The organism is Mesorhizobium sp. IMUNJ 23232 (assembly GCF_044326205.1).
Lineage (GTDB): Bacteria > Pseudomonadota > Alphaproteobacteria > Rhizobiales > Rhizobiaceae > Kumtagia.
Genome location: NZ_JBIRCY010000030.1, coordinates 1 through 26,453 on the forward strand (window position 1 = coordinate 1; position 26,453 = coordinate 26,453).

The window sequence follows — 26,453 nt, forward strand, 5'->3', positions numbered from 1 at the left end:
GCCTCACTATAATCTGCCACGGCTCGTCCTCCTGTGATGAGGATCGGCTCGGCCCGTCCGAGCAACCCTCGGACGCGCAGTGTAGGGCGAGCCACCTCACCTACAGAGGCGGACATACGGTCTTACACTTGATCAACTGAACCGTTCACCGGGATGGGGGGAATATAGCCAGGCAAGTCCGTCATGGAGTTGCTGTTGCGTGCGGGAGCCGAAGTGTCTCGCGCGAAGATCGGCCAGAAGCCCACTTACCTGGCAAAGTTCGATCATCTGTCGAGCCGAGAATTGGACTCGCGCGGTCCGCAGATACCGTTTCTCAGCGTATTGCTCGAATGCGGACGGCAACTCTCCCGACGTCGCACGAACCTCTTCAATAAGTTGTGCAACGTCTTCGAGGGCCTGGCAGGCGCCCTGGGCCATATACTGCAACATTGGGTGTGCGGCATCGCCAAGGACTGCTATTGCGCCGCGCGACCAGCCGCGGGTCGGGGTCCGATCCGTAACCATCCATTTGCGATCGGCCGTGAGCAGCTCAAGAAGGCGATGAACCGTTGGATGAAAGCCCGCATAGGGAGCCAACATCTCTCCACGACTTCCGACGATGTCCATAGGATCCAGGTCTCGATCAGCTTTGAACGTGACCACGAGATTGAACAGTTCTCCTGACCGCAATGGGTAATGCACAAAGTCGGCGTTCGGCCCGGTCCACATGACGACCTCCGGCGCCCAAATGTCATCGGGAATTTGTTCACGTGGAACGACGCCCCGATAGACGATATATTTCGGCGCGGGAGGCAGCCCGTCATTCATGATGTGGCGGCGCACCGCTGAACGCAAGCCATCAGCCCCAATGAGCGCATCCCCGTCGAAACGCCGGCCGTCGGCGAGCCTAATGCGTACGCCTTGACCGGGCTCCTCTATCCCTTCGACGCGCGAGTTGGTCGCAAGATCGATATTCGAATTTCTCCGGCACGCCTCCAGCAAGAGTCCCAGAAGGTCGGCGCGATGAATTACGGCATAGGGATGTTCGAACCGCCCAACGAAATCATCACCAAGCCCAATCGTAACAATGTCCGTGCCATCGAAGCCGTCGCGCATGACAAGTGCAGGGGGCTTCCACGACCACTTGTCGAATTCTTTCAGCAATCCCAGCTGTTGAAGAGCCCGTGAGCCATTGGGGGCGATCTGGATACCCGCGCCCACTTCGCGGAAATCCTCCGCTTGTTCGAGCACTTGAACCTGGAACCCGAGACTTGCGAGTCCAGCGGCAGCGGCCAGTCCGCCGATGCCTCCACCCACCATCAGAACCTTCCGGGATTTACCTACGTCGCGAGCCATGTCGCCTCCCTTACCCATCGTGTTAGCACTCCACAACTGCATCCTACGGCGACGACTCGTGGCGTTGCGGCGCACCGATCCGTGCATCTATTTTTGACGATTGACACCGTACGGATCGGCCCTTCACGGCTAGTCGTGTTCACCCAACATTGTCGGGTAATTCTCTCGGGTCATCTGAAATCAGCCGGTCTTGGAGCCGTTGATGAAGCCGGTTGCCTCGATCTCAACCTTGAGCTCCGGCGTCGCAAGCGCGCTGATCCCGATCAATGAGCAGGCCGGAAAATTGCCGGTAAAGAATTCCTCCCGCGCACGCCAGACTTCCTTGCGCTCGATGATGTCGGTCACGAAGATCGTCAACTTGACGATATCGTTCATCGTCGCGCCGGCCGCCTCGACCAGGGCCTGAATTTTCTGGAATGCCTGGCGAGACTGCGAATACATATCCTTGCCGCCGGCCACATTACCTTCCAGGTCATGTGCCGTCATACCGGAAACGAAAAACTGATCTCCCACCACAAGGCAATTTGACCAGGTTTTTGGCGGAGCCTCCTTTACCTTGTCGCTGATGATGCGCTCGATCGCCATGATTTCTCTCCTGTTAGAATGCGATAGAAAGTTCGAACGGCCGCTAACTCGGTCCGACTAGTCCGCCGCAAATGCCGCAATGCAAATGCCCAACTGCTGTTTAGCGCTCAAAGGACGGCCGCTCGCCTCGGTTTCGCCCACCTCGTAGCGGCGCTTGCGCCAGCAAGCGGTGGGGGTCTGACGGGACCGCAGATCATCCCGCGATCGAGGCCCACCCATTCGGGGACGCGCGCGCCGGCCAAGAGGGTCTGGACCTAGATCCTGCTTCATGAAACGACCGCGGCAATCGTGTGTCTCTCCTCCCGCCGGACGGCTGCTCCGTATTGTTCCTTGTTGCGCCCCCGCAAACAGGCGAGCGGAGGCTGTTCGTGCGGCTTCGAATATCAAACCATTCTGATCACGCTGACGCGCTTGCTCGTTCCGCAACCTCGGCCCTCGCCTCGATGCGGGGAGCGATCACGGCTTCTACTCTGCCGACATCTGCGATCTCGCCTTGAAGCTTGTCGCCAACCACAACCGGTCCGACTCCAGCAGGCGTTCCGGTGAAGATCACATCACCTGGGCGCAGATAATAATACTGCGAAAGGTTGGAGACGATTTCCTGAACCGACCAGATCATGTCGGCGACCTGCGCGTTCTGCTTGATGTCACCATTGACGCGCAGGACAATTTGCCCGGCCGGGTCGCCGTCCAGATCCTCGGCCGCCTTGATCGGCCCGAGCACGGCAGACCTCTCGAAAGCCTTTCCGAGCTCCCACGGCCGCCCCTTGTCGCGAGCCGCAAGCTGAAGGTCGCGGCGGGTCATGTCGAGGCCAGCGGCGTAGCCGAAGATCGCGCGCGAGGCCTCTTCGGGGGTTACAGGCGACGAGATCGGTTCGCCTAAGACGACGACCAGCTCCATCTCGTACTCATATTTGGTTGTTCCCAAAGGATAGGGAATGCGCGCGCCACTACGCACCAACGCATCAAGCGGCTTCATGAAGAAGAATGGGGCTTCGCGTGTTGGATCCACGCCCATCTCGCGGGCATGCTCGGAGTAGTTCCGACCAACACAGAAGATGCGGTTCACTGCGACGCTTGCTTCGCGGCCGGCCACGGGCACCGTGACCGCGACGCCGGTAGCGAACAGAACGTCGCCATCGGCCGCCGCCAAGGCACTGCCATAACCCGCTTCGTTGAGGTAGCGTTTGAGGGCGCTGACGCGGTCGGATCCCCAAAACTTCTCGCCATCGACCACGAAGAACGGAACGCCGAGGACACCACTTTCGTCACACCAAGCGGCGTTGTCAGCCAACTCTCGTTCAATGGCAGCAGCGTCCGCTTTTGCGGCGTAGATGTCGTCATCGGTGACGCCCACGTCGCGAGCCAGAGCGTCCACAGTGGCTGCGTCGCTGATGTTCTTGCCGTGCGACCAGTACGCGCGGCTGACGCGAACCGTGTAGGCCTCGAATAGCTCCGGCCTGTTTCGCAGCAGCCACAAGCCAAGGTGGGTAGCCGCCGACACGTCGGTCAGCCGCCACTCCGGCGGAGCCCAATCCAGCCCACGCCAACGGGCGCGCCGCTCGCAATCCTGGCGATTGTAAGGAAACCGCGGGTTCTGCTGTGTGATCGGCAAACTGGATGGCCGAGGCACCTCTTTGACCAGGCACCAATCGATTTCGACCCGGTAGAGTCTCTTCAGCGCGAACAGATCATCGACGACCAAGGCGCAGAACGGGCTGCGGTAGTTAAAGACGACTTTTAATTTTGGCAATGACATGTACGAAGATCCTAGCGCCCGGATTGCTTGGCTTACGGGTTGAATTTCGAGGTTATCTGCTGGTGGCCATCATTCGGCTCGAAGGGCTGTTCCCGGAACATGCCCAGCACCTCCAGCACAGGCTGGTCAGTAATCGAGAACAGGAAGGCATCGTTGCCTTTGCAGTGGTGCTCGTGCCACGCCCATGTCGGCACGACGAAGACATCGCCACGTCCCCAGTGGAATTCGACTCCATTGATGACGCAAACGCCTTCACCTCCGATCACAAAATAGACCGTGCTTGAGGTCGACCGATGCGCCTTCGTCTTGGTTCCAGCGTTCAGGAGCTGCGCGCGACAAGACAACGTTGGCAAGGTCGGGCCCGAGTTGATCGGGTTTACGTATTCAAGGATCACCCCATCAAAGGGGCCGGCCTCAGCGCTCCTGGCGTTTTGCAGCGCCTCATGCATCTCAACCCACGGATATCGAAGCGTCGGCTGCGATTCCGGATACCTTCCCCAACCCGTTGGCCGATACATGCCCAGCTGCTGGCGCGAGAAATTGTCAGGCCTGTCTGGACAGACCTCACCCTCGCCCGGCTCAAAAACGCTTGCCTGCAAGAGATTCACCAGAGGAAAATCCAGAGCGTCCAGCCAGATGATGTCGTCCTGCGTCTCATTAGCGTGCTCGTGCCAGGCGTGCGCCGGAGTAAGGAGAAGATCGTTCTCCTCCATCATAAGCCGCTCGCCTTGGACCTTTGTGTAGACCGCACCGCCCTGGCTGCGCGCAGCAAACCGGATCGCCCCGGCCATATGGCGATGCGCCGGGGCTCGCTCGCCGGCACGAACCAGTTGAAACGCCGTCGCGATCGTATGGCTGGTACTGTAATAGGGCGTCAGATCAGGATTCACATGCTCCATCGAGCGGCGCTCCGCACCGCGCTCTGGGGTGATGAGATCGCCCGCGCGCATCAGAAGCGGAATGATATCGTCCCAACGCCACAGCCAAGGCCGATAGTTGACCCTCGGCTCGCGCGCGACGAACTCCGACACATACTTCCACGTCGGCGCCATATTGGCGCGCGCCAGATCCTCGTGCAGATGGTTCAGGGAGTCGTTCTTAAGCATCGAGTTCATCATCCTCTTCCCAGCCACGTTGCAGCAATCAATCGATAATACAGCATTTTACCGCTTGTCAATTATTTTCTCGATAAAATGTTGACGGGTGCGCGGGTATGATCTTAAGCTAGTGACATTGCCGCAACGACGAGCATCCAAAACGGTCGGCGCGACCGGACCGATCAGAGCGGTGCGCATGCTTTCACCAAGGGAGGAAACGAACATGAACTTGACGCGTCGCAAGCTGCTGCCGCTTGCCGCAGCCATCGGTTTTGTAGTCATTCAGCCTACGGCCCACGCCCAGGCGGTCTTGAATGCGGGGGCATATCCCAACAACCCCCCTTTTGAGTTCAAGAACAAAGACGGCCATTTCGAAGGTTTCGATGTCGATATCGTCACCGAGGCAGCCAAGCGAATTGGCGTAGATCTCAATGTCGCCGAATACGATTTCCCGCCGTTGTTTTCGGCAACGAGTTCCGGCCGCATCGATATCGCAATCGCTTCGATCACCATAACAAAGGACCGGCTGGAGTCTCACTCCTTCACGCAGCCCTACTATGATGCAGACATGGGCGTTGCGACCAGAAAAGACAGCCAGATCAGAGGCGTCAAGGATCTGAAAGGCAAGGTTGTCGGCGTGCAATCCGGTTCGACCGGCGAAACCTGGGTCAGACAAAATCAGGCATCAAATGAAATTGCCGATGTAAAAGGCTATAATGAGCAGCAGCAACTTCTTCTCGATCTGCTGTCTGGCCGCGTCGATGCAATGGTTAGCGACGTCCCCGGAATGGAATACGCCTTCATCAAGATGAAAGACCTTGAAGTTCGCGAACATATAAAGTCCGGGGATCAGTATGGACTCATGATGACAAAAGATAGCCCGCTCTTTGTCAGGGTCAATGACGCGATTGGCGCAATGAAGCGGGACGGAACAATGGAAAAACTGCATGAGAAATGGTTTGGATCAAAACCAATTGAAGGTTCTTCGACTATAACTGAGTTGGAAATTCCTAGACTTTGAGCATTAACTTCTACTAAACCTGCCCAATGACTCTTAGAGATCGAGGCTCCGATTGAGGAGCCGCGACAGTTGGCATCGGCAATGCACCTGCTGGACACATTCTTCAATGCCGGAATCCTGTATTCCGCTTTGCCATCGCTGGTGCGTGGCTTCATCAGCACTTTGTTGCTTGGCCTGCTGAGCATAGGCATCGGCTTGCCGGCCGGCCTCTTGGTCAGTGTCGTCCGGCTCTACGCGCCAGCGCCACTTCGCTATCTCGCTATCATTTATATCGACATCTTCCGTGCAATGCCGGTCTTGGTTCTTCTTATACTTGTCTATTATGCCCTGCCGTTTGTCGGCATCCGGCTGTCCTCCTGGGTCTCCGCAGTGCTAACCTTCTCAGTCGTATTCGCCGCCTATTCGGCGGAAGTCTTTCGGACGGGCATTGAGAGCATTCACAAGGGGCAGTTTGAGGCAGCACGGTCGCTCGGCATGCCATTTCTGCTGACGCTACGCAAAGTGATCTTGCCGCAGGCAGTGCGAGCCGTAATCCCCACGATCACCAGCTACTGTGTCTCGATGTTCAAAGACACGTCCCTAGCTTCCACCGTCGCCCTGCCAGAACTGTTGAAAGAAGCCAACGACGCCCAGTCGCTCTACGCCAATCCGTCGCCTTTGATCGGCGCCGCGATTGTCTATGTGATTTTCCTGTGGCCGATGGTGCGGCTGGTCGGCGTATTGGAGCGTCACGCAAAAACCGACAAGAAACGGTGATCACACTGATGTCGCAATGTATCCCTTCGGTCAGGCGGCCTTGCGACTGCCGGTTTGATGCGACCAGTTCCAGCGGAGGAGCTCGGCGAGCCTGTACTGCTGAGTATTGGCGACGCCCAGCGCGATGCCGCGTAGCCACAGAAAGCGGCCAAACTCCACAATCCGTCGCGCCAGTTCGCCCCGGCTATCTACACCTCGGCCTTTATCTCTAGAGGGATAATCAGAGGGCTTATCGGCCGATCATGCTGTGCCGCGCCGGTTGGAACCGTCATGTCGCTGGTGGAACAAATTTGACATTCGCATCCCATTTGACATCCCGCGGAAACATGCGAATGTTAAATTCACCGTTCCAATAGAATCATATACTTGGTTAGTGGTCATTTGATTCTGACATTTGCCTGAGCGGCCTGTATCAGTGGGATTCCAAATGTCAGAATCGGACCACTAGAGCGTCGGGCGGGAAGAGTGAATCGCGGGTTTCGCAGTCGTTGAAAGTCTGATTCCATGGCGGCAGGAGGTAGTTGTCATGGGAAAGCCGATCTCGTCGGACTTGCGGGAACGTATCGTGCGCGGGGTGGAAGCTGGCCAATCACGCCGCGCCATGGCGGCTCGGTTCGAGGTCGCGCCCTCGACGGCGGTGCGGCTTCAGGCGCGCTACGCGGCGACCGGGTCGGTCGCGCCGGCCAGGCAGGGCCGCCCCAAGGGCTCTGGCAAACTTGGTCCTTACCGCGAGGCCGTCATCGGCAAGGTGAGGGACAAGCCCGACATCACCATGCCGGACCTCGCCATCTGGCTCGAGGCTGAGCACGGGGTGAGCGTCGATCCGTCGAACCTGTCCAAGTTCCTGTGCCGGGAGGGCTTCACATATAAAAAAACAGTTGCTGGCCTCGGAGCAAGAACGCAGTGATGTGAAGGCGGCACGCCGCGAATGGCTGGACCGCCGCCAGCCCTTCATGCGCGCCCAGCCGGCGCGGCTGGTGTTCATCGATGGTGAGGCGGGAAAGAAATCGTGGATGGACCCGCGATTTCCCGCCGAACGGCGTCAAGACCAACATGACGCCGCTGCGAGGGCGCAGCCCTTGTGGCGAACGGCTGCCGGCCCACGCCCCGTTCGGCAAATGGCAAACCCAGACCTTCATAGCGGGCCTGCGATGCGATGAACTCATCGCCCCCTGGGTCATCGAAGGGGCAATGGATGGCGCTGCTTTCGATGCCTATGTCGAGACCCAGTTGGCGCCCTGCCTGAGACCCGGCGAGGCAGTGCTTCTCGACAACCTCAACGTCCACAAGAGCCCACGCGCCGCAAAGACCCTCGCTGCACGCGGTTCATGGTTCCTGTTCCTGCCCAAATACTCTCCCGATCTCAATCCGATCGAGATGGCCTTCGCCAAGCTCAAACACTGGCTGCGCAAGGCCGCGGCCCGAACCTACGACGATCTCTGGCGCGCTATCGGCAACGTATGCGACCTCTTCAGCCCCGATGAATGTTGGAACTATCTCAAGCAAACAGGATACGTTGCATATTAATCGCCCGACGCTCTAGTTGATCGTAAGCAGGGCGTCCGGAAAGAAGACAATGAAGATCGGTGCGCTGAAGGAAACGGTCGCGGGAGAGACGCGGGTGGCGGTGACCCCGTCGTCTGCGGCGCATTTGGCCAAACTCGGCCATTAGGTCTTCGTGGAGGTCGGTGCGGGGATCGCCTCGGGCTTCAGCGACGCCGACTACGAGAACGCCGGCGTGACCGTCGCAAAATCCGCCGCAGACCTGGTTGGAGGCCGTCGATGTCGTGGTCAAGGTCCGCCAACCGACCGAGGCTGAGCTCAAGCGCCTGAAACGAGACCAGACACTGATCTCCTTCTTCCATCCCGGCCAGAACCGGGATCCCTTGAAGCTCGCCAACGAGAAGGGCGTCACCGCTGTCGCCACGGATATGGTGCTGCCAGAAGACGGACGCGCCGTCATCCATGGCCAATATCGCCGGTTACCGCGGTCATTGAGGCGGCGAACAATTTAGGCCGCTTCTTCGCCGGCCAAGGTGACGGCCGCTGGCAAGATGCCGCAGGCCAAGGTGCTGGTCATCGACGCGGGCGTTGCCGGCCTTGCCGCGATCGGCGCCGCACAAGGCCTCGGCGCCATCGTGCGCGCGTTCGCCGTGCGGGCCGAGGTCGCTGAACAGATCGAGTCGATGGGCGGCGAATTCCTGTTGCTCGACTTTCCGGCCAGCAAGATGGGACTTCCTCGGGCGGCTACGCCGCGCCGCGGCACTGCATTCCTTCGTCGGCCTCGTCGCAATCTTCATCGGAATCAATGCCGAAATCGCGCTCTTGTATTTGGTGGCGGCGCGCACCTCCGGCGCGGCCGCCGAGGCCTTCACGGGCTTCGCCGCCTTGCTCGCGAACAAGATGCCCGCCGAGATCGCCATGCTGAAGGTGGAGGTCTTCATCGGCGCCGTCACCTTTACCGGCTCGATTGTCGCGTTCGGCAAGATCGACGGCAAGGCGAAAAGGTATCCCGGTGGCCTTGTCCTCAACGCGAGCGCGGCGCTGATCTGTCTCGTGCTCGGCATCGCCTATTGTATGGGCGCCGGCACCTGGACGCTGATGCTGATCGCGCTGTTCGCCGGCTTCATCGGCTGGCACCTGATCATGGGCATCGGCGGCGCCGCCATGCCGGTGGTAGTGTCCATGCTGAACAGCTACTCGGGCTGGGCGGCGGCGGCCATCGGCTTCACGCTGGGCAACTACCTGCTTATCGTCACCGGCGCGCTGGCCGGCTCCTCGGGCGAGATTCTGTCCTACATAATGTGCAAGGCGATGAATCGCTCCTTCATCTCGGTCATCCTCGGCGACTTTCGGCGGCCCGCAGGCCTCGACCATGCGGATCGAGGGTAAGCAGGTCGCCATCGACGCAGCCTTGACCGCAATGCCGCGATTAGACAACCCCTTCCCTGGATGACATCTGCTCGAGGCCGCGGAGCGAACCGTTGAGGTCCTCAAGGAAGCAATCGACCGCTACATCGACCTCTTTACAATCCCCGATTGCCGGAACTACTTCGCCGCGGCAGGACGCGATGCAATATGATCCAACTCTGGCTCAATCGGTCAGGCTCATGATCAGTCACGCGGCAGTGACTTGAGGCACTCGAACGACCGCCTCTTCCGAGCCACGCGCGATTCGAGGAAATGCCCGGTAAAAGATCATCGGCAGGATACCGGCGATGATCAAGGAGCACGCGAGGAGAGCGACGGCCATCGTGAAGGAACCGGTGAACTGACGAATGAGCCCAACGACATACGGCCCCACTAAGCCACCGACTTGACCGCAGGAATTGAAGATTGCGAGACCCGCCGCCAGTGCCCCATCCCGGAAGGCCGTTGCGGGCACCGGCTGAGCCACCGTAACAAAGGAGTAGGAGCAGGCGAGACCGACGGACAACAGCGCCCAGCTTGCCACAGGCGTGTTGAGATACAAGGAACACAACGCTGCCGCCCCTGCCAACGTCCCCAGAACAAAGAGGTGCCAGCGACGGTCTCCCGTACGGTCAGCGGATCGCCCCACCAATAAGCAGATTACGACGCCGAGTACGTAGGGGGCCGTCGAAAGCAAACTGGTCGCGAAAGCCGAGTAGCCAACGAAACGCTCTTTGATGAGCTGAGGCATCCAAAACACTAGGCTCCACAACCCCAAGTTCAAGAAGAAAAACATAATGCCGTAGAGCCAAACGCGCGGTGAGCGAAAGATGTCAGAGAAGCCATGACTCGTCATGTGACTGGAGAGATCCAGCTTCTGCGACGTAATAGTATCCACGAGGAACGAGCGTTCCTTCTGGGTCAGCCAGTGCGCCTGCGCCGGGTCACGTGGCAGGTAAATGATGAAGACGATGCCGAGCAGGATCGGCGGAATACCCTCGATCAGGAACATCCACTGCCATCCATGCAAGCCGAGAAAGTCAATTGGGATCAAAAGTCCCGCAAGCGGACCCGCGAAAATGCCGGCGCACAGGGCAGCGACAATGGTTCCACTGACAGCCGACGTCCGGTTCTCAGCCGGATACCAATGGGAGAGAAAATAGAGGGCGCCGGGAACGTAACCTGCTTCTGCAGCGCCGAGGATGACTCGCGTTATGTAGAACGAGTGTTCGCCCACGACAAAGGCCATGCAGCAGGCGACGATACCCCAGGTGATCATGATCCGCCCGAGCCAGACTGGCGCTCCCATCCGGTGTAGGGCATAGTTGCTCGGAAGCTCGAACAGAATATAGCCGAGGAAAAACAGACTGGCGCCAGCACCGTAGACGGCCGGCGAAAAGCCCAGGTCTGCGCTCATGTAGGGTGCGGCGAAGCCGACGTTGATACGGTCGAGGTGAGCCAGGAATAACCCGGCCGATATCAACGACAGAATTCGATAATTCAACTTGCGTTTGAGTGTTTGATCCATAGGTTCCTCCCTGGGTCAAGTGCCGCGATTTGGCACTAATGCCGTCGCAATGAGTTGCTGCTCGGCGACCAACCGATGGGCCGCCGAGCATTCGCATGACCGTCCTCCGGATCGTGCTAGGCTTGTCTTGCCGTCAGAGCGATGGCGCGGATCGGACTGCCGGTGCCGTTCTGGATCTTCAGTGGCGCCACGATCAGGATGGCGCCGCGCGCCGGCAGCCTGTCGAGATTGCAGAGGCAGGCGAGGCCATATTTGTTAGCCTTGTGGATCAAGGTATGCGCGGGATAGGGCGGTTCCATGCCACCACCCTGGCCGGCATCGGTACTAATTGTCTCCGAACCCCAACCGCAGATTCCTTTGTCAATCAGGTACTGAATGGCCTCGACAGTTGGTCCGGGCGAGTGCGGGCCGCTTTCGTCAGAATTCAGGAAATCGGCCTCCGAGCCGTTGCGCTTATACCAGTCAGTACGCAGCAGCACCCAGTCGCCGCTATTGATTTCGCCGTTCACCTTCTCCCAAGCTTTGATGTGGTCGACGGTAAGCAGGAAGTCGGCATCCGCCGTTGCCTCCTTCGAGCAATCGATGACGTTCACCGGCCCAACAAACTTACTCACCGGAATCGTGTCGGTTGCACCGTCGGCATACTCCTTGCCGGAGATCCAGTGAATCGGAGCATCGAAATGGGTACCGGAATGTTCGCCAAGCTTCAGCCAGTTCCAGGCCCACCACGGCCCGTTCTTGTCATAGGCCGAGATCGTATGGATCTCGACCTTGGGTGTGCTCACCGCCAGATCCGGCGGCAGCTTGACCACCGGCGTCTTCGGCCCAAGCACCGCAGTCAAATCGACTACTTCGATTTCACCTCCTACAAGCAGGTCGGCGAATTCGCCAAGAAGTCTCTGCGCGATCATCTTCGTGTTCTCTCCCGTTTTGGTAGTATCGATAAGCCACGTGCCGACCTGCGCGCGGCGAGAAATCGCCGACGCTCCTCACAAAATCGACTAGGTCTTTAGTAGCTCGCCTGGATGCGAGCGTCCGAAATTCTAGAATGCAATATTGATGTTCTTGATCTGGGTAAACGCCATCAGCTCATCGATGTTTTCTTCTCGGCCGATGCCCGATTGCTTGTAGCCGCCATAAGGCGCGCCAAGGAAATGCGGCCCTGCGCGGTTGATCCAAACGAATCCCGCCTCTATTCGAGAAGCTGCGCGATGAGCAGTGGCAAGATCCTTAGTAAAGATCGCTCCCGTCAGCCCATATTCAACATTGTTGACGTCCGCAAAAAGCTTTTCCTCGTCATGCCACTTCAGAACTGACAAGACGGGGCCAAATACTTCCTCCCGGGCGATGCGCATTTCGCTCGTAACGTTAGCGAACACGGTGGGCTCGACATAAGACCCGTTTTGCAGCTCTGGTGTCTGCGGAACGCTTCCGCCGACCATCAGCTCAGCCCCTTCGTTCTTGGCGATGTCGATGTAGCCGAGCACTTTGTCGCGATGAGATCGCGAGATGAGCGCCCCCATTGTGGTTGCCGGATCGGTGGGAATTCCAGGCCTGTATCTCTTGACCCTTTCAAGGATCCCGGCCAGGACCTGATCGTATACGGAGGCATGCACAAACACTCGCGAGGTTGAGCCGCAGGACTGCCCGCACCACGCAAAATTCATGCCGCGGATTGCTCCATCAATCGCCTGCTCAAGATCGGCATCTGGGTAAACGATCAGGGCGTTCTTGCCACCGAGTTCAAGGATTACTTGCTTGAGTTGGTTCGCCGCCTGTCTTGCAATGGCGCGGCCGGTGGGCACACTGCCGATAAGCGTCACCATCGGAACTTCTGGATGCGAAACGAGCGCTTCGCCCGAGGGCGTACCTCCGGTGATTACATTGAGTACGCCGGGGGGAAAGAGCCCATCCAGCAGTTCCATCATACGGACCGCCGACAACGGCGCCTGGGGCGGCGCCTTCATGACCACGGTATTTCCGGCGGCGATCGGTGCGGCGAATTTCCCAGCGCAGAACATCAGCGGATGGTTGAAGGCGACGATCCGGGCACACACGCCCATAGGTTCCCGCACGGTCATGTTGGTCACGCCACCCCCCATGGGAATGGTCTCACCCTTGATTTCCGTGACCAGGCCCGCAAAGAATTCGATCTGCGCCGCGGCGTGCAGCGCGTCACCGGCCATTTCGGTTACCGGGTTGCCGCAGTTCTGCGCATCGATCAGGGCCAATTCCTCGGCATTCTCACGCAAGATTGCGGCGGCCTTCCTGAGCATCGCCGCTCGATCCAGTGGCTTGCTGTAGCGCCAGGTCTCGAACGCCTTTCTGGCCGCCGAAACCGCCGCTTTCACGTCTTCAGCATTGGCATCCGCGCAATGTCCAAGGCTTTCACCCGTACCCGGATTGAACGTTTCGATGTAGCCGCCCAGCGGCACATGCCATGCGCCGCCATAATAGAGATCCCGCTTCTTGGGCAGAATCTCGTTTAGGCGCTCTTGAGATACCTCCCTCATCTTCTCTTCCCCTCCTAAGCCGCGGCTCTCTTCGAATTAATATTGAGGAAGAGTTCGGATATGTCCGGCTTGCTCGCGATGATTTCCTGGTCGTGCAGATGGCGGACGAAGGTAGAAATACAATGGCTGTTCGCCGCAAGGCCGAAAGGCCAGTAGTCCGGGCCCATCAATCGACGCGTATGTTCAATTTCATGCACGATGAATGGAACGGCCACGGACAGGGCGTTTAAGTCGTAGAGCTTCGCGACGGCGCGATTTTTTGCCTCTTCGAACGCATCGAATAGACTCTGCGCGGCCCACTGATGCTGGTCGTAGATCTCTTGCTTCATAACGATCGTGTGCATGATCGGGAAAATGCCGGTTCTGCGAAAGTAATCCTCCTCGACTTCGCGGCAGTTCTCGAACAGGTATCGCACCGTCCCTTCGTTGCGCTCCATCGCCCTGGGGCTGTGCACAGACAACAACGCATCAATCTCGCCATTCTCAAGCATGACCTCCAAACGTGGCTTGTCGTGCTTGGTCCCCGCCACCATATCGCCAGCCTGATGAACCTGATCGGCATTGGCCGCAGCTTTGACATCGGTCCCGGATACCCACTCGATCTCGTGCGGCATGACACCGTAGTCATCCATCAACGCTCCACGACACCACACGGCACCGCTCATTTGATACCAGCCAATTCCGACTCTCTTCCCTCGCAACTGCTCAGGGCGCCGAATGTCGGAATCCGTGCGCACGTAGAGTGCAGAATGCCTAAAAACGCGGGATGGAAACACGGGAAGCGCGATCAGATCGTTTCGCCCCTTCGCGCGCATCTGCACATAAGCCGACGTGGACATTTCGGAAACGTCCCACCGCAAATCCTTCATCTGCTCGTAGAAGGTCAACTCCGGAGCCTGCGGCGTATAGTTCAGTTCGATGCCTTCAGCGCGGACATCGCCCGTCCGGAAAGGAAGGGTACGATCATACTCGCCGCACGCAAAATTTAGCTTCAATGGCATCGACGACTACCCTCCAAAAGCAACAAAATCATTTTACCGTTTAAATCACTTACTATCGATAAATTGGCCGATTAGCAAGCGAAGACAGCCAATTTTCCGAAAGGTTTTCGCAGGGCGCACCATATAATTGGATACGGCGACGAAAGGCGCCCCGGCGAAAAGCCAAGCCATTTCAATCGCTTGCAGATCTTTTGATCTGGCGGGCTTAAGGCCATGGAACAAGCGCCAGCAAGATCGCCGGTCAGATTAGCGTCGACCGGAGTTCATTGCGCCAGCGTCGGTGCGTCCGCAGCGACTTGCGGGATGATGACCGGCTTTACTTCCCTAAACTCGCTCATCGCCAGCAGCGCGTCAGACGCTCGGTCAAGCGAATATCTGTTTGAGATCAATTTGTTGAAATCAAAGTGCTTTTGCCGCGTCGCGACGAATTCGATGGCTTCATAGAAGTGCCTGGCGCTCGCCATCACCGTGGAAAAGATCTGAACACCGCGAAACAGAAGCCGGGGCGATATCCGCACATCCCCCTCGCCCGAGATTCCAACCTGAACGAGGCGGCCCCCAGGCCTGGACATTCGCAGACCCTCGGCCACCGCGTGCGAATTCGCGCAATTCAACACGATATCCGCTCCACGCCCGAGTGTTAGATCACGAACCCATCGGACACGCTCTTCAGGGTCGGCCGCTTCGGTCAGGTCAAGTACGTGGTCCGCACCCCACTGTTTCGCAACCTCCAGCCTCGCCGCCGGCGCTCCGATGACCAGCACCTTCTTGGCGCCGCGATCCTTGGCGACCGCCAGGGCGTAAAGTCCAAGCGGTCCGCATCCCTGAATCAAAACGGTCTCGTGGCTCGATATAGGCCCCAATTGTTCAAAGCTATGCATGACGGTCCGCAGTGCGCAGGCGGCGGAGGCCGCAATTTCGGGCGCCACGTTATCTGGCACTCGAATGAACTGTGCTCCTGGTGGGAAATAATGATATTCGCTGCATCCTCCCACCAGCCGACTGGGATGGGAATGCCCATAGCTCTTGACTTCGTGGCACAACGACGTTTGCGTCGACACGCGACAGTAGTAGCAATGGCCACAATGCGCATAGGCTGAAATTATGCGATCGCCGGGCTTAAGCGGCACGTTGAGCACATCGACAATGGCCCCTCCGGTATCGACAATCGTACCGCATGTCTCATGCCCTGGAATGTAGGGCAGAGTCAGAGGCTGTAGAAACGGCTGGTCGCCGCCCCCTTCAGTGAAATGCCCCATCCAGCGATGGGCATCTGTCCCACACAAGGTCGCCGCATCGACCCTGATCAGGGCGGACGACGGCTCGATTTCCGGCAGAGGAACGCGCCACAGCTCGGCGGGCGCCTTAAACTTCGTGATGACTGCGGCTAGGCTTTCAGTCATAGGGTGCTCCTAATGTCGGCCAATTGCAGGTTGCTGGAAAAGGCATCTCGAATTCGTGCGTTCGTTGTCTCGCGGCACGCCAGCGAAAGTCACGAAATGGGCTCCGGTGTAGTGGAGCTATCGGCGCCGCTAGCAGGACTAGGTCTGAACAAGCTCAGTCGCAAGGCGGGATAGAGTATCACACTGACGCCAAGTGAGGTGAAGAACTGAATTGTCACGATCTTGTTCAGAACAAAATGAGCCAAAATCGTAGCAACGATCGTTGTAACCACGCCAGCCCAATTGACCAACTCCATGCTGGACAAACCGCGGCTTCCTACTTTGCGGCTTATGAAGAAGTAGTCGACGATCATGATTCCCGCGAACGCGGTCGTGATCACTCCCAGGATCTCAATCCAGGCGTTAAACTGGTCCAATATTCCGAGCGCCACCATCAAGAGGCCAATCAGGTTGGCGATGACGACCATCACGACCCTGTTCATTCGAAGCCCCACGGCGTCAAAAAGATTGGAAAGCGCAAGCGAGCCACTATAGGTGTTCAGCACTTGTGCCTTGCCCTGCGCCAGAACCATGAGCGCGACGCCGATTCCACCACCGAACAGCAGGAAGGCAGCGGTCACACCCTCCGGACTCATCGCCAGTTTTTGCGCCGCGTCCGGAGCCATCTGCATCACGGTCGTGTAGTGCGTCACCAGTTCGCCCATGGCAGCGTACATGAACACCCCGCCGACAAACACCATGCAAATCTGTGCCGAGAGGTTACCTACCGCAGCCGCCGCACCAATATCGAAGGAACTTCTCGCATACCGGCCCAGGTCCGCATCTACCAATGCGAGCGCCCCAGCAGCACCGACGAGCACATTTACGCAGAAAATGAACTTTCCGAGATCGTCGCTAGCGCCAAGGCTGGCGAGGACGTCCGGCGGAAACAGTGCAGGAAAGTCAAAAATGTGACCGTCCGCGTACGAGCTCACGACTCTCCAGGTGATGAACAGCAACAGCCCAACGAAGGCGACCAGCGTATAGGTCGATACCTTCGAAACGGCCTCGAATCCGTAGGCCGTCAAGAAAATCCAGGCGACGGTCAAAAGCCCATAGACAACAATCTTGTTCGCCAATGTATCCTGGAATCCAAGCGCAAAACGGAAGCCCGCATAGAGCAGTGCATTCTCGAGAGCCAAGAATCCGATGATCATAAAGCCGAATATGAGTGAACCGATCAGGCTTCCGCGCTTACCAAAACCGTAATGGCGCGCCATTACCGTACTGGACAGCCCTGTTTTAAAGGCAACATGCCCACATGCCCATCCGATGAGCGAGCCGATGATTGCCACGAAGACGCCCGCCGCCATCGCAATCTTAAAGCCAGCGACAAAGGTCGATAACGCCCCCAAAAAGAGCTGAACCAGCGTGGTCACGATACCCGCCGTATTCCAGGATAGCTTTAGCCATCCCTGCCGCAGATGCTGCGGCACTGGCTCGAGCGCATGATCCTCCATCCTCCCGTCTATTTTCATCCCCCTGCTCCCTTTCACCCAACCAGATTGTGTTCGTTGATTAGAGACAACGGCGCCAACACCTCCTCCTGGAGTCGTGCCGAAGAGAAACGTATCGATGCACGGGCACGCCCTAAATGACTGGGGTCATCGTCTTTGCTTTGGGTTAGACGCTGCCAGATCGGGTGGCCAAAGGAGCTGCCAACCGTCTATTCTTCGGCGGAACTTTATCCTCGCACCAAAGCTTCGATGATTCCGATTCTAGCCGGTAGCTTCCGGTGCGCTTTCCGCCCAACGGGCCATCAGCGCGTTCGATGGAAGCGCCTCGTCAAGAAGTTTCTTTGCTGATTCGACTCCGACCACCGGCAGATTGTCAGGCTCCAGCAAGCCAATCTGAACGAGAACCGACGCCTGATCCCAATAGATGTGCTCGTTATAGAGTTTGTCGCCGCGGAAACGGACGATCGCGACCAAGGGGACCTCGACATACTTGCCCGTTGGCGGAACACCCGGCAGCATCCAGTCGATCTCAATATCGTGCGTGAAGCACAGCAGACACTCGTCGACGATCCGATCCGCGCCAATGGTACGCGAAATCGGAACCACCTTGGCGTTGTCTGGATTCTTGGGGATGAAGTGGTTCTTGTAGAACCGGTGGAGGTCGCGATATCCAACACCACCCGTCAGAGTGGGAATATGATTTACGTAAGGCTGGGGCACCATCGTCGCCATCGTCGCATCGACATCGCGCTCGATGAACTCCAAGTCGCTGTGGCGTTGCCATAGGCTGTCGAGATCGTAATGCGGACCCATCGCCTTGCGAAACAAGGCGATCGTGCGCGAATGCGCCATTAGGCTCGCGGACTTATTGAAGCTTGCCCGCTCCGAGGATGCAAAAGCATGATCGCAATCAGCATATGAATAGAACTCGATGTCGGGACGCTGCGCAAACGCCTCTTGAATGCGCGCGCGCGCCTCCTGCGGCACAAAGCGGTCGAGTTCGGCGAAATGGAACACGATCGGACACTTCACCGCCGGAGCTTCGGCAAGATGAGCATCGATGCCGACACCATAATAGCTGACAGCGCAATCGATGTCCGTTCGAGCCGCCAGCAGATAAGCGAGCCTGCCACCCAGGCAAAAACCGAGCGCGCCTACTTTGCTCGTGCATTCAGGGCGCCCACGCAGCGCCGCCAGGGCGGAGGCCGCGTCCTTCACCCCCAATTCTATGTCAAATCGTTGATTGAACTCCATTGCCCTAGCAACGTCCGCGTCCGCGTATGACAAGTCCACGCCAGCCTCAAGCCGCCAGAACAAATCAGGCACAAGAACGACATAACCCTCTTCCGCGAAGTAGTCAGCTACACTACGCATCGAGGCATTGACGCCGAATATCTCCTGCAACAATACGATACCTGGTCCAGAACCGGATGCAGGAACCGACAAATAACCCTTGAAGCCGCCGTCGGCTGCGGACAGTTCAATCCATTGTCCCGTCATGCTTGGTCCTCCAGATCGCCGGCAATCGTCGCGTCCACTGCCGCTATTTCGCCTTCATGATAAATTCATAATTGAATTCTTCATATAAGATTTTTGATGTGTCAATAGGAATCTAGTAGTCGGTGAACAGCCCCGGTGCGCCAATGCGCAGAAATTCGAGCGTCGAAGGCGCTGGTTCCGGGGAGGCGCAACACCGATTCTTGCGATTAGTCGAACGGAGCATTCCACGATTAGCAACGTAAGTCGGCCGTTGCGCCCTTGAGGCCACACATTCGATGCGTCGGGTATGACCAACGATCGCAACGTCGCTGGCCCGTCTCGTGACGGATCGGGATAAGAGCGACGCAGTCTTTCTGGGGCGAACGAACCAGCCTTTGGCCCGCTTCGGAATCCACTTGTAGAGCAGCGACGTGTGAATGAGCCGCTGAATGAAGAAGAATGGCCTGCTGGGCTATCTGAGCCCCGCCGAGCTTGAGGAACAAGCTATCTTAGCTTAATCTCGTGTCCGAAAAACCGGCAGCAGGCCACTCGAAAGATTTTTCGACCGTGTTAATCACGACAGCCTGATGGCGCGCGTCGCGGCGAGGGTGTCCGATAAGCGCGTGCTCAAACTCATCCGAGCATTCCTGAATGCAGGGGTGTGGAGGACGGCTTGGTCCGTCCGGTGGACGAAGGGACCCCGCAAGGCGGTCCGCTCTCGCCCCTCCTAAGTAACCTCCTGCTCGACGACCTCGACAAGGAACTGGCCCGGCGTGGTCACCGCTTTTGCCGCTACACGGACGACTGCAACATCTATGTTCGCAGCCGCCGCGCCGGCGAACGGGTCATAGCCTCCGTCAGCCGGTTCCTGACCAAGAAGATGCAGCTGAAGGTCAACGAGGCGAAGAGCGGGGTGGCGCGGCCGGAGGAGCGGAAGTTCCTTGGATTCAGCATCGCGAATGACGGGAGCGAGCGGCGCATCGCGCCAAAGGCCCTCGACGAATTCAAGACGTTGATCCGGGACATGACACGCCGGACAGGGGGGGATCAGTCTGCCGCAGTTGATCAAAGAGCTGAAGCCATACCTCATCGGATGACGCGGCTACTTCGGCTTCTGCCAGACCCCACGAGTGCTTGCGAACTTGGAAGCGTGGATCCGCCGAAGGCTACGCTCGTACCTTTGGCGGCAGTGGGGGAACGGGCACAACCGCTACAAGGAACTGCGCCGTCGTGGCGTCCCAAAGTTCAGTGCTACGGCTGCCGCAGGTTCGCCGACGGGATTCTGGTGTCAAACGGCTTGCAAAACTGACCCTGGATCGGCGTCCAAAATTGACCCCCTTCGTGTAGCGCGCGACGAGTAGCGCTCGCCGGGCGAAGCTGGTCGGGGTTGCGCAGCCCGGGGCGAGCGCGGGTCAGTTTGGCGAGAGTTGGTTGATCAGGCGCGGTTCTTGAAGCGCCAGGACTCGTTGCCGGTCTCGATGATCTCGCAGTGATGGGTGAGCCGATCGAGCAGCGCGGTGGTCATCTTGGCGTCGCCGAAGACGGATGGCCATTCGCCGAAGGCCAGGTTGGTCGTGACGATGATTGACGTCCGTTCGTAGAGCCGGCTGATCAGGTGGAAGAGCAGTTGGCCTCCAGCCTGGGCGAAGGGCAGATAGCCGAGGTCATCGAGCACGACGAAGTTGAGCCGGGTGAGATAGTCGGCGATGCGGCCCTGCTTGCCGCCACGGTGTTCGGTCTCGAGCCGGTTGACCAGATCAACAACGTTGAAGTAGCGGCCCCGAGAACCGTTGCGGATAAGAGCACGGGCGATGCCGATGGCGAGATGCGACTTGCCGGTTCCTGTGCCGCCGATGAGGACGGCGTTGCGCTGGTCGGCAACGAAGGTGCCATTCGCGAGATCCCGGATCAGCGCCTCGTTGACGGGCGTGCCGTCAAAGTCGAACTCCTCGATATCCTTGGCCAGCGGCAGCTTGGCGACGGTGAGCTGGTATTTGATCGAGCGGGCCTGCTTCTCGGATATCTCGGCCGAGAGCAGGTCGCCGACGATCCGGGGCGGTTCGTGCTGGCGTTTGATGGCGGTCGCCATGACCTCGTCATAGGCGCTGCGCATGCCATAGAGCTTCAGCGTTCCCATCAGGTCGAGAACCTGGGTGCGTTCCATCAGCTTGCCCTCCTTAGGCTGTCGTAGCGGGCGCAGTCGGCCTGCGGCTCGTGCTGCAGGCGGAGTGCGTCCGGGGTGAGGATGGTGACGGCCGGCGCCGGATCGCGCCGACGGGCCAGAATGTTGAGGATGACGGCGGCCGAGCAGACGTTCTGGTCGAGCGCTTCCTGGCAGGCCGCCTCCACCACGTCGAGGCCGTCGCTGAGAACGGCGGTCAGGATCGCCACCATCTGCCGATCGCCGTCATGGGCCGGCTTCAGTTTGCGCCGTATCCGCTCCATCGCCGAGGGCAACTGCCAGTCCTGAAAGGGAGCACCGTTGCGCAGCGCGCCGGGCTTGCGGGCCAGCACCGGAACGTAGTGCCAGGGATCGTAGACCGTCTCGTTGCGGCCGAAGCAGCGTGAATGCTCGGCGACGTTCACGCCATCCTGGCGGATGACGATCCGATCGGCATAGGCCTGGACCTCGACGGGCCTGCCGACAGCGGTCGAGAGCACGGAGTATTTGTTGTTGTCGAAGCGCACGGTGCAGGTCTTCGACACGGAGGCCGTCATGGCGTGGAAGCCATCGAAGGGGCCGCGATACTCGACCAGGCTGCCGCGCTCCTCCTCAAACATCTCCCAGATCGTGCGCTCGGGCTGCTCGATATGGCGGTGCGCCTTGGTGTAGGCGATGCATTTGTCGTGCAGCCAGGCATTGAGTTCCTGATAGGATTTGAAGCGCAGCCGCGGCGTGAAGAAGCGTTCGCGCACCAGGCCGACCTGGTTCTCGACTTGGCCCTTCTCCCAGCCCGACGCCGGCGTGCACGCCACCGGCTGGATCAGATAGTGGCTGCACATCTGCAGGAAGCGACGATTGTATTGCCGGTCCTTGCCGACAAACACCGTCTCCACCGCCGTCTTCATGTTGTCGTAGATGCCGCGCGTGCAGGCACCGCCAAAGAAGGCAAACGCCTTGTCGTGCGCGTCGAACACCATCTCCTGCGACTCGCGCGGATAGGCCCTGACGAACATCATGCGGCTGTGGCAAAGCCGGACGTGGGCAACCTTCACGGTCACCGTAACGCCATCGATCAGCACGATCTCGTGGCTCCAGTCGAACTGGTAGGCCTCGCCCGGAGGGTAGAACAGCGGCACAAAGGCCTCAGCGGTCGCCGACCCCCGCGTCTTCACCCAAGTCTTCGCGTAGCGACGGATCGCGTCGTAGCCACCTTCATAGCCCAGCGCGTGAAGCTCCTCGTAGATACGGATCAGCGTCAGCCGCTCACGCTCGGGCTTGCCATGGTTGCCGTTCAGCAGGGCATCGAGCTGATCCTGCCACGGGCCGATCTTCGGCTTCGGCTGCCGCTCGCGCGCGTAGGAGAACGACGTCTCATCGGACCTCAGGATCTTGCGGATCGTGTTCCGCGATACGTGCAGTTCACGGCTGATCCGCTTCAGCGACCATCCCTGGACATGGAAGGCGCGCCGAACACGGGCGATCGTATCCACCGACTTCATCCCCTCTCCATCCGCTCGAAACACCAAGCGGATGGTTGCAGAACGGAACAACGAGGGGGGTCAAAATTGGACGCCGATAACCCCGCCTAGGGGGTCAATTTTGCACGCCGAAACACACGTCACCGCCCTGACATGGTGCGTCGCGCTCATGGCATCCTTCCCTGACACATTAGCCACCCGGCGGTCGCATTTGGCATAGATTTGTGCAGATGCGAAGGACAAAGACCTGCGGCCGGTGCACGCGCCGTTCCGTGCGGAACGTTGACGGGCAGCGGGCGGCAGTCCACCCTTCGCTCACGATGGCCCCCGCTGATAATCGGAATTCCTTCAAACCCCAATGCAAGACAAGACAACACTGGCGAAGAAAACCGCAGGAAGTGACCGCAGCCAGGCCGTCAGCGCGGATCTGATCGCCGTTGTGATCGCCGTGACGAATGGTGAGCCACGCGTCCTGACCATCGGCCAGACGAATGCGTTGCCGTCCGGCCCCTTTGAGCTCGACCATCGCTCCTTGCAGTCGGGGCTAAGAGCTTGGGTAGAGCGGCAGACCAGTCATCCGCTGGGCTATATCGAGCAGCTCTACACTTTCGCCGATCGCGACCGGACCAGAGACGAGCGTGTGCAGCGAGTGATCTCGATCAGCTATCTCGGCCTGACGCGGGAAGAGCAGACGGAGAGGTCGCCAACGCATGGATGGCACAGATGGTACGACTATTTTCCATGGGAAGATCACCGTGCGGGAGTGCCGTCGATACTGCCTGACATCCTTGTGCCCCGACTGCAGGCCTGGGCTGATGAAGCCGATGACCCCGACATGCGTCACGATCGCCGGCAGCGCGTGGCAATCGCGTTTGGCTTCGGTGAGCGCGACTGGAACGAGGAACTTGTCCTGCAGCGGTACGAACTGCTCTATGAAGCCGCTCTGGTCGCGGAAGCCAGACCCAGCTGGAATGCAGGCAGCGCGCCGTCGATTCCCGGCCGGACGATGATTGGCGATCATCGCCGCATTCTGGCGACTGGAATCGCAAGGCTTCGCACAAAGATCAAATATCGACCCGTTGTCTTCGAGTTGATGTCGCCGGTATTTACGCTGCTGCAGCTGCAGCGCACCGTAGAGGCGCTGGCGGGCAGGCTCGTTCACAAGCAGAATTTCCGGCGTCTCATCGAACAGCAGGATCTGGTCGAAGAGACGGGCGAGACGATGTCCGGTACCGGCGGGCGTCCAGCCAAGCGCTTCCGCTTTCGCCAGACGGTTCTAGCGGAACGAACTGTCGCAGGGACCAAATTGCCACTTTCACGCGCTTGACATTCCTTATGCTCAAGTTAAGCATATGCCCGGATTATACTCAACTTGAGCATAATTGGGGCTGACCATGCTAGTTACCTCCGCACGTGCGACCGCGCTCTACGATCGGGTACAACGAGTGATCCCGCCCATCGAATGGCCGGCCTTCGCAGACGATATCGACGCTATTCTCGACCTGAAGCGACAGCGAAACGCCGTCGTCCTGGCGCACAATTATCAAACGCCGGAGATATTCCACTGTGTCGCCGACATCGTCGGGGACAGCCTGGCGCTTGCCCGCAAGGCGATGACGGTCGAAGCGGATGTCATCGTGCTTGCCGGCGTGCATTTCATGGCCGAGACCGTCAAGCTCCTCAATCCGGGCAAAACCGTACTCATTCCCGACATGCGGGCCGGCTGCTCGCTGGCAGAGTCAATCACTGGGGAAGATATTCGGCTGCTGCGGCAGCGCTACCCCGGCGTGCCTGTTGTCGCCTATGTCAACACGTCCGCTGCAGTGAAGGCCGAATCCGACATCTGCTGCACCTCAGGCAATGCGCTTGCCGTGGTCGAATCGCTCGGTGTGCCGCGGGTAATCATGCTGCCGGACGAGTATCTGGCACAGAACATCGCCGCCCAGACCGAGGTCGAGATCATCGCCTGGAAGGGGCATTGCGAGGTGCATGAGCGCTTCACGCCCGCCGACATCCGCCAGTTGCGCGAAGATCATCCCGGTGTGACGGTGCTGGCGCATCCCGAGTGCCCACCGGAAGTAGTCGCGGAAGCTGACTTTTCTGGTTCGACCGCCGCCATGTCCGATTATGTAGGCAAGCGGAAGCCACCTCGCGTCGTGCTGATGACGGAGTGCTCGATGAGCGACAACGTCGCGGTGGAGCATCCCGAGGTCGAGTTCATCCGACCCTGCAACCTCTGCCCGCACATGAAGCGGATAACGCTCGCCAATATTCGTGCCGCGCTCGAGCAGAACCGTCATGTCGTGACCGTCTCACCCAAAATCGCCGATCGCGCGCGGCTGGCCGTCGAGCGGATGCTGGCCGTATGAGCATTGACGTCCGCGATCTCGCTGGCCGACCGGTGATCATCGGCGGCGGCATAGCCGGGCTGATGACTGCGCTGCATCTGGCACCGGAGCCGGTGCTTCTCCTGTCGAAATCACCGCTTGGTGCGGACGCGTCGAGTGCCTGGGCGCAGGGCGGGCTTGCAGCGAGCCTGGGCGACGATGATGAACCGGCGCTCCATCTTGCCGACACGCTTGCTGCAGGCGACGGCCTTTGCTGCGCGGAAGCAGCAACGCGCATCGTATACGCGGCGCCCACAGCCATCGAGGATTTGGCGCGCCTTGGTGTTCGCTTCGATCGGACACCCGAAGGAGCTCTGCGTCTCGGGCTGGAAGCCGCGCATGGTCGCCGGCGCATCGTTCATGCCGGGGGTGACGGCAGCGGACGGGAGGTCATGCGCGGGCTTGTCGCCGCCGCGCGGTCCACGCCGACGATAGCGGTCGTCGAGGGCATCGAAGCGCGCCGCTTGGGCGTGGAAGATGGCAGGGTCACCGGTGTTCTCGCGAACTGCCCGACAGGGCCGGTATTCCTCGCCACGGGACGGGTCGTTCTCGCCACTGGAGGCATCGGCGGCCTGTTCCATGATACCACAAACCCGCTCGGCAGTTGCGGACAGGGCCTGGCACTAGCCGCACGCGCTGGTGCAGTTTTTGCCGACCTCGAGTTCATCCAGTTCCACCCGACCGCGCTTGACGGGCCTGGCCGTCCGATGCTGCTCATCAGCGAGGCCGTTCGCGGTGAAGGCGCAACGATCGTCGACGAGACGGGCCGACGTTTTCTCGACGGCGTGCGAGGGGAGGAACTCGCACCGCGCGACATCGTCGCCCGCGCCGTCTGGAGACATCTTGCCGACGGCCATCGCGTTTTCCTCGACGTACGCGAAAGGCCGGGCGCGACATTCCAGCAGCATTTTCCCACGATCGCATCAGCCTGCAGCAACGTCGGCATCGATCCGGCGCGTGACCTCATTCCAATCCGCCCGGCGCAGCACTACCACATGGGTGGTGTCGCCGTGGACCTTGCCGGGTGCAGCTCGGTTCGGGGACTTTGGGCTTGCGGCGAAGTCGCCTCAACCGGGCTGCACGGCGCCAACCGGCTTGCCAGCAACTCGCTGACCGAAGCCGTCGTCTGCGCCCGCTGGGTTGCCGAAAGCGTGGCTGGCTGGTCTGGCGGCAGTGGAAAGCAGGCGGCAGCGGCTGATCTGCCATTCCCCGATCCAAAACCTGTGCAGTCTCTCCTGTCGCGTGCGCTGGGCGTCCTGCGGGATGGCGAAAACTTGAAACAGGCTGTTCGGGCCTTGTTGCTGCTGTTGCAGCGGCACGACATGGCGTCCGATCCCGCCGCCGTCGGGCTGATGATCGCGGTTGCCGCCTTGCTGCGCCGGGAAAGCTGCGGTTCTCACTTTCGGACCGACTTTCCGCATCGCGCTGCCGTCGCCTGCCGCTCCCAGATCACGCTCGACGGGGCCATGGCCGCAGCGCGGGAATTCACATCCTCCCCAGCGCTGGAAAGCGTCTCGTGACGAACCTGTCACCACTTCCCA

18 protein-coding genes and 5 pseudogenes are annotated in these 26,453 nt (G+C 59.4%); 10 read left to right on the forward strand and 13 right to left on the reverse strand.

Features of this window, described 5'->3' with window-relative positions; genetic code table 11:
* Positions 1-132: 132 nt before the first annotated feature.
* From ACH196_RS21020 to ACH196_RS21035, 4 genes are all read right to left on the reverse strand, one after another.
* A complete protein-coding gene (locus ACH196_RS21020; protein ID WP_396648886.1) occupies positions 133-1,335 on the reverse strand; it encodes an FAD-dependent monooxygenase in 1,203 nt (400 codons plus the stop codon).
* Between the two features lie 180 nt (positions 1,336-1,515).
* Complete coding sequence (locus tag ACH196_RS21025; RefSeq protein WP_396648887.1) at positions 1,516-1,920, reverse strand: RidA family protein; 405 nt, start codon at positions 1,918-1,920, stop codon at positions 1,516-1,518.
* A gap of 397 nt (positions 1,921-2,317) precedes the next feature.
* Positions 2,318-3,679, reverse strand: a complete 1,362-nt coding sequence (locus tag ACH196_RS21030; protein WP_396648888.1) for a fumarylacetoacetate hydrolase family protein — start codon at positions 3,677-3,679, stop codon at positions 2,318-2,320.
* 32 nt (positions 3,680-3,711) lie between these two features.
* A complete protein-coding gene (locus tag ACH196_RS21035) occupies positions 3,712-4,794 on the reverse strand; it encodes a cupin domain-containing protein (protein WP_396648889.1) in 1,083 nt (360 codons plus the stop codon).
* A gap of 205 nt (positions 4,795-4,999) precedes the next feature.
* Here ACH196_RS21035 and ACH196_RS21040 point away from each other — a divergent pair, with 205 nt between their 5' ends.
* From ACH196_RS21040 to ACH196_RS21060, 5 genes and pseudogenes are all read left to right on the forward strand, one after another.
* Positions 5,000-5,797 (forward strand): ABC transporter substrate-binding protein, encoded by a 798-nt coding sequence (locus ACH196_RS21040; protein ID WP_396648890.1) that lies wholly within the window; start codon positions 5,000-5,002, stop codon positions 5,795-5,797.
* Positions 5,798-5,878: 81 nt separating this feature from the next.
* Positions 5,879-6,553 carry an amino acid ABC transporter permease gene (locus ACH196_RS21045; RefSeq protein ID WP_396648966.1) on the forward strand — a complete coding sequence of 225 codons (675 nt, stop codon included), beginning with the start codon at positions 5,879-5,881 and terminating at the stop codon, positions 6,551-6,553.
* Between the two features lie 526 nt (positions 6,554-7,079).
* Positions 7,080-8,080, forward strand: a pseudogene (locus ACH196_RS21050) (IS630 family transposase).
* A gap of 151 nt (positions 8,081-8,231) precedes the next feature.
* A pseudogene (locus ACH196_RS21055) lies at positions 8,232-8,813 on the forward strand (NAD(P)(+) transhydrogenase (Re/Si-specific) subunit alpha); the annotation flags it as partial.
* Positions 8,813-9,464 (forward strand): annotated as a pseudogene (locus ACH196_RS21060) (NAD(P)(+) transhydrogenase (Re/Si-specific) subunit beta); the annotation flags it as partial. The pseudogenes ACH196_RS21055 and ACH196_RS21060, both read left to right, overlap by 1 nt.
* A gap of 207 nt (positions 9,465-9,671) precedes the next feature.
* Here the strand turns inward: ACH196_RS21060 and ACH196_RS21065 are convergent.
* The 7 genes from ACH196_RS21065 to ACH196_RS21095 form a co-directional block, all read right to left on the reverse strand.
* The gene (locus ACH196_RS21065) at positions 9,672-10,991 is read right to left on the reverse strand and encodes an MFS transporter (RefSeq protein ID WP_396648891.1); all 1,320 of its coding nucleotides are present in this window, start codon (positions 10,989-10,991) and stop codon (positions 9,672-9,674) included.
* 116 nt (positions 10,992-11,107) lie between these two features.
* A complete protein-coding gene (locus ACH196_RS21070; RefSeq protein WP_396648892.1) occupies positions 11,108-11,902 on the reverse strand; it encodes a cyclase family protein in 795 nt (264 codons plus the stop codon).
* Between the two features lie 132 nt (positions 11,903-12,034).
* Positions 12,035-13,504, reverse strand: coding sequence for an aldehyde dehydrogenase family protein (locus ACH196_RS21075; protein ID WP_396648893.1), 1,470 nt, complete (start codon positions 13,502-13,504; stop codon positions 12,035-12,037).
* Between the two features lie 14 nt (positions 13,505-13,518).
* On the reverse strand, positions 13,519-14,505 hold the full coding sequence (locus ACH196_RS21080; RefSeq protein ID WP_396648894.1) for a PhnD/SsuA/transferrin family substrate-binding protein: 987 nt from the start codon (positions 14,503-14,505) through the stop codon (positions 13,519-13,521).
* Between the two features lie 263 nt (positions 14,506-14,768).
* Entirely contained in the window at positions 14,769-15,908 is a 1,140-nt protein-coding gene (locus ACH196_RS21085; RefSeq protein WP_396648895.1) for a zinc-binding dehydrogenase, read from the reverse strand.
* 89 nt (positions 15,909-15,997) lie between these two features.
* The gene (locus ACH196_RS21090; protein WP_396648896.1) at positions 15,998-17,425 is read right to left on the reverse strand and encodes a purine-cytosine permease family protein; all 1,428 of its coding nucleotides are present in this window, start codon (positions 17,423-17,425) and stop codon (positions 15,998-16,000) included.
* 240 nt (positions 17,426-17,665) lie between these two features.
* On the reverse strand, positions 17,666-18,904 hold the full coding sequence (locus tag ACH196_RS21095; RefSeq protein WP_396648897.1) for a dienelactone hydrolase family protein: 1,239 nt from the start codon (positions 18,902-18,904) through the stop codon (positions 17,666-17,668).
* A gap of 664 nt (positions 18,905-19,568) precedes the next feature.
* Here ACH196_RS21095 and ACH196_RS21100 point away from each other — a divergent pair.
* Positions 19,569-19,778, forward strand: a pseudogene (locus ACH196_RS21100) (reverse transcriptase domain-containing protein); the annotation flags it as partial.
* A gap of 235 nt (positions 19,779-20,013) precedes the next feature.
* Positions 20,014-20,244, forward strand: a complete 231-nt coding sequence (locus tag ACH196_RS21105; RefSeq protein ID WP_396648898.1) for a hypothetical protein — start codon at positions 20,014-20,016, stop codon at positions 20,242-20,244.
* Positions 20,245-20,318: 74 nt separating this feature from the next.
* Here ACH196_RS21105 and istB read toward each other — a convergent pair whose 3' ends face one another.
* Both istB and istA read right to left on the reverse strand, forming a co-directional pair.
* Complete coding sequence (istB, locus tag ACH196_RS21110; RefSeq protein ID WP_396648899.1) at positions 20,319-21,047, reverse strand: IS21-like element helper ATPase IstB; 729 nt, start codon at positions 21,045-21,047, stop codon at positions 20,319-20,321.
* Positions 20,980-22,546 (reverse strand): annotated as a pseudogene (gene istA / locus ACH196_RS21115) (IS21 family transposase). Before istA ends, istB begins: the two are co-directional and overlap by 68 nt.
* 337 nt (positions 22,547-22,883) lie before the next feature.
* Between istA and ACH196_RS21120 the strand changes: the two are divergent.
* The 3 genes from ACH196_RS21120 (at position 22,884) to ACH196_RS21130 (ending at position 26,432) form a co-directional block, all read left to right on the forward strand.
* The gene (locus ACH196_RS21120) at positions 22,884-23,852 is read left to right on the forward strand and encodes an NrtR DNA-binding winged helix domain-containing protein (protein ID WP_396648900.1); all 969 of its coding nucleotides are present in this window, start codon (positions 22,884-22,886) and stop codon (positions 23,850-23,852) included.
* Positions 23,853-23,919: 67 nt separating this feature from the next.
* Positions 23,920-24,894, forward strand: coding sequence for a quinolinate synthase NadA (gene nadA / locus ACH196_RS21125; RefSeq protein WP_396648901.1), 975 nt, complete (start codon positions 23,920-23,922; stop codon positions 24,892-24,894).
* Positions 24,891-26,432 carry an L-aspartate oxidase gene (locus tag ACH196_RS21130; protein ID WP_396648902.1) on the forward strand — a complete coding sequence of 514 codons (1,542 nt, stop codon included), beginning with the start codon at positions 24,891-24,893 and terminating at the stop codon, positions 26,430-26,432. Before nadA ends, ACH196_RS21130 begins: the two co-directional genes overlap by 4 nt.
* The last annotated feature ends 21 nt before the right edge of the window (positions 26,433-26,453 follow it).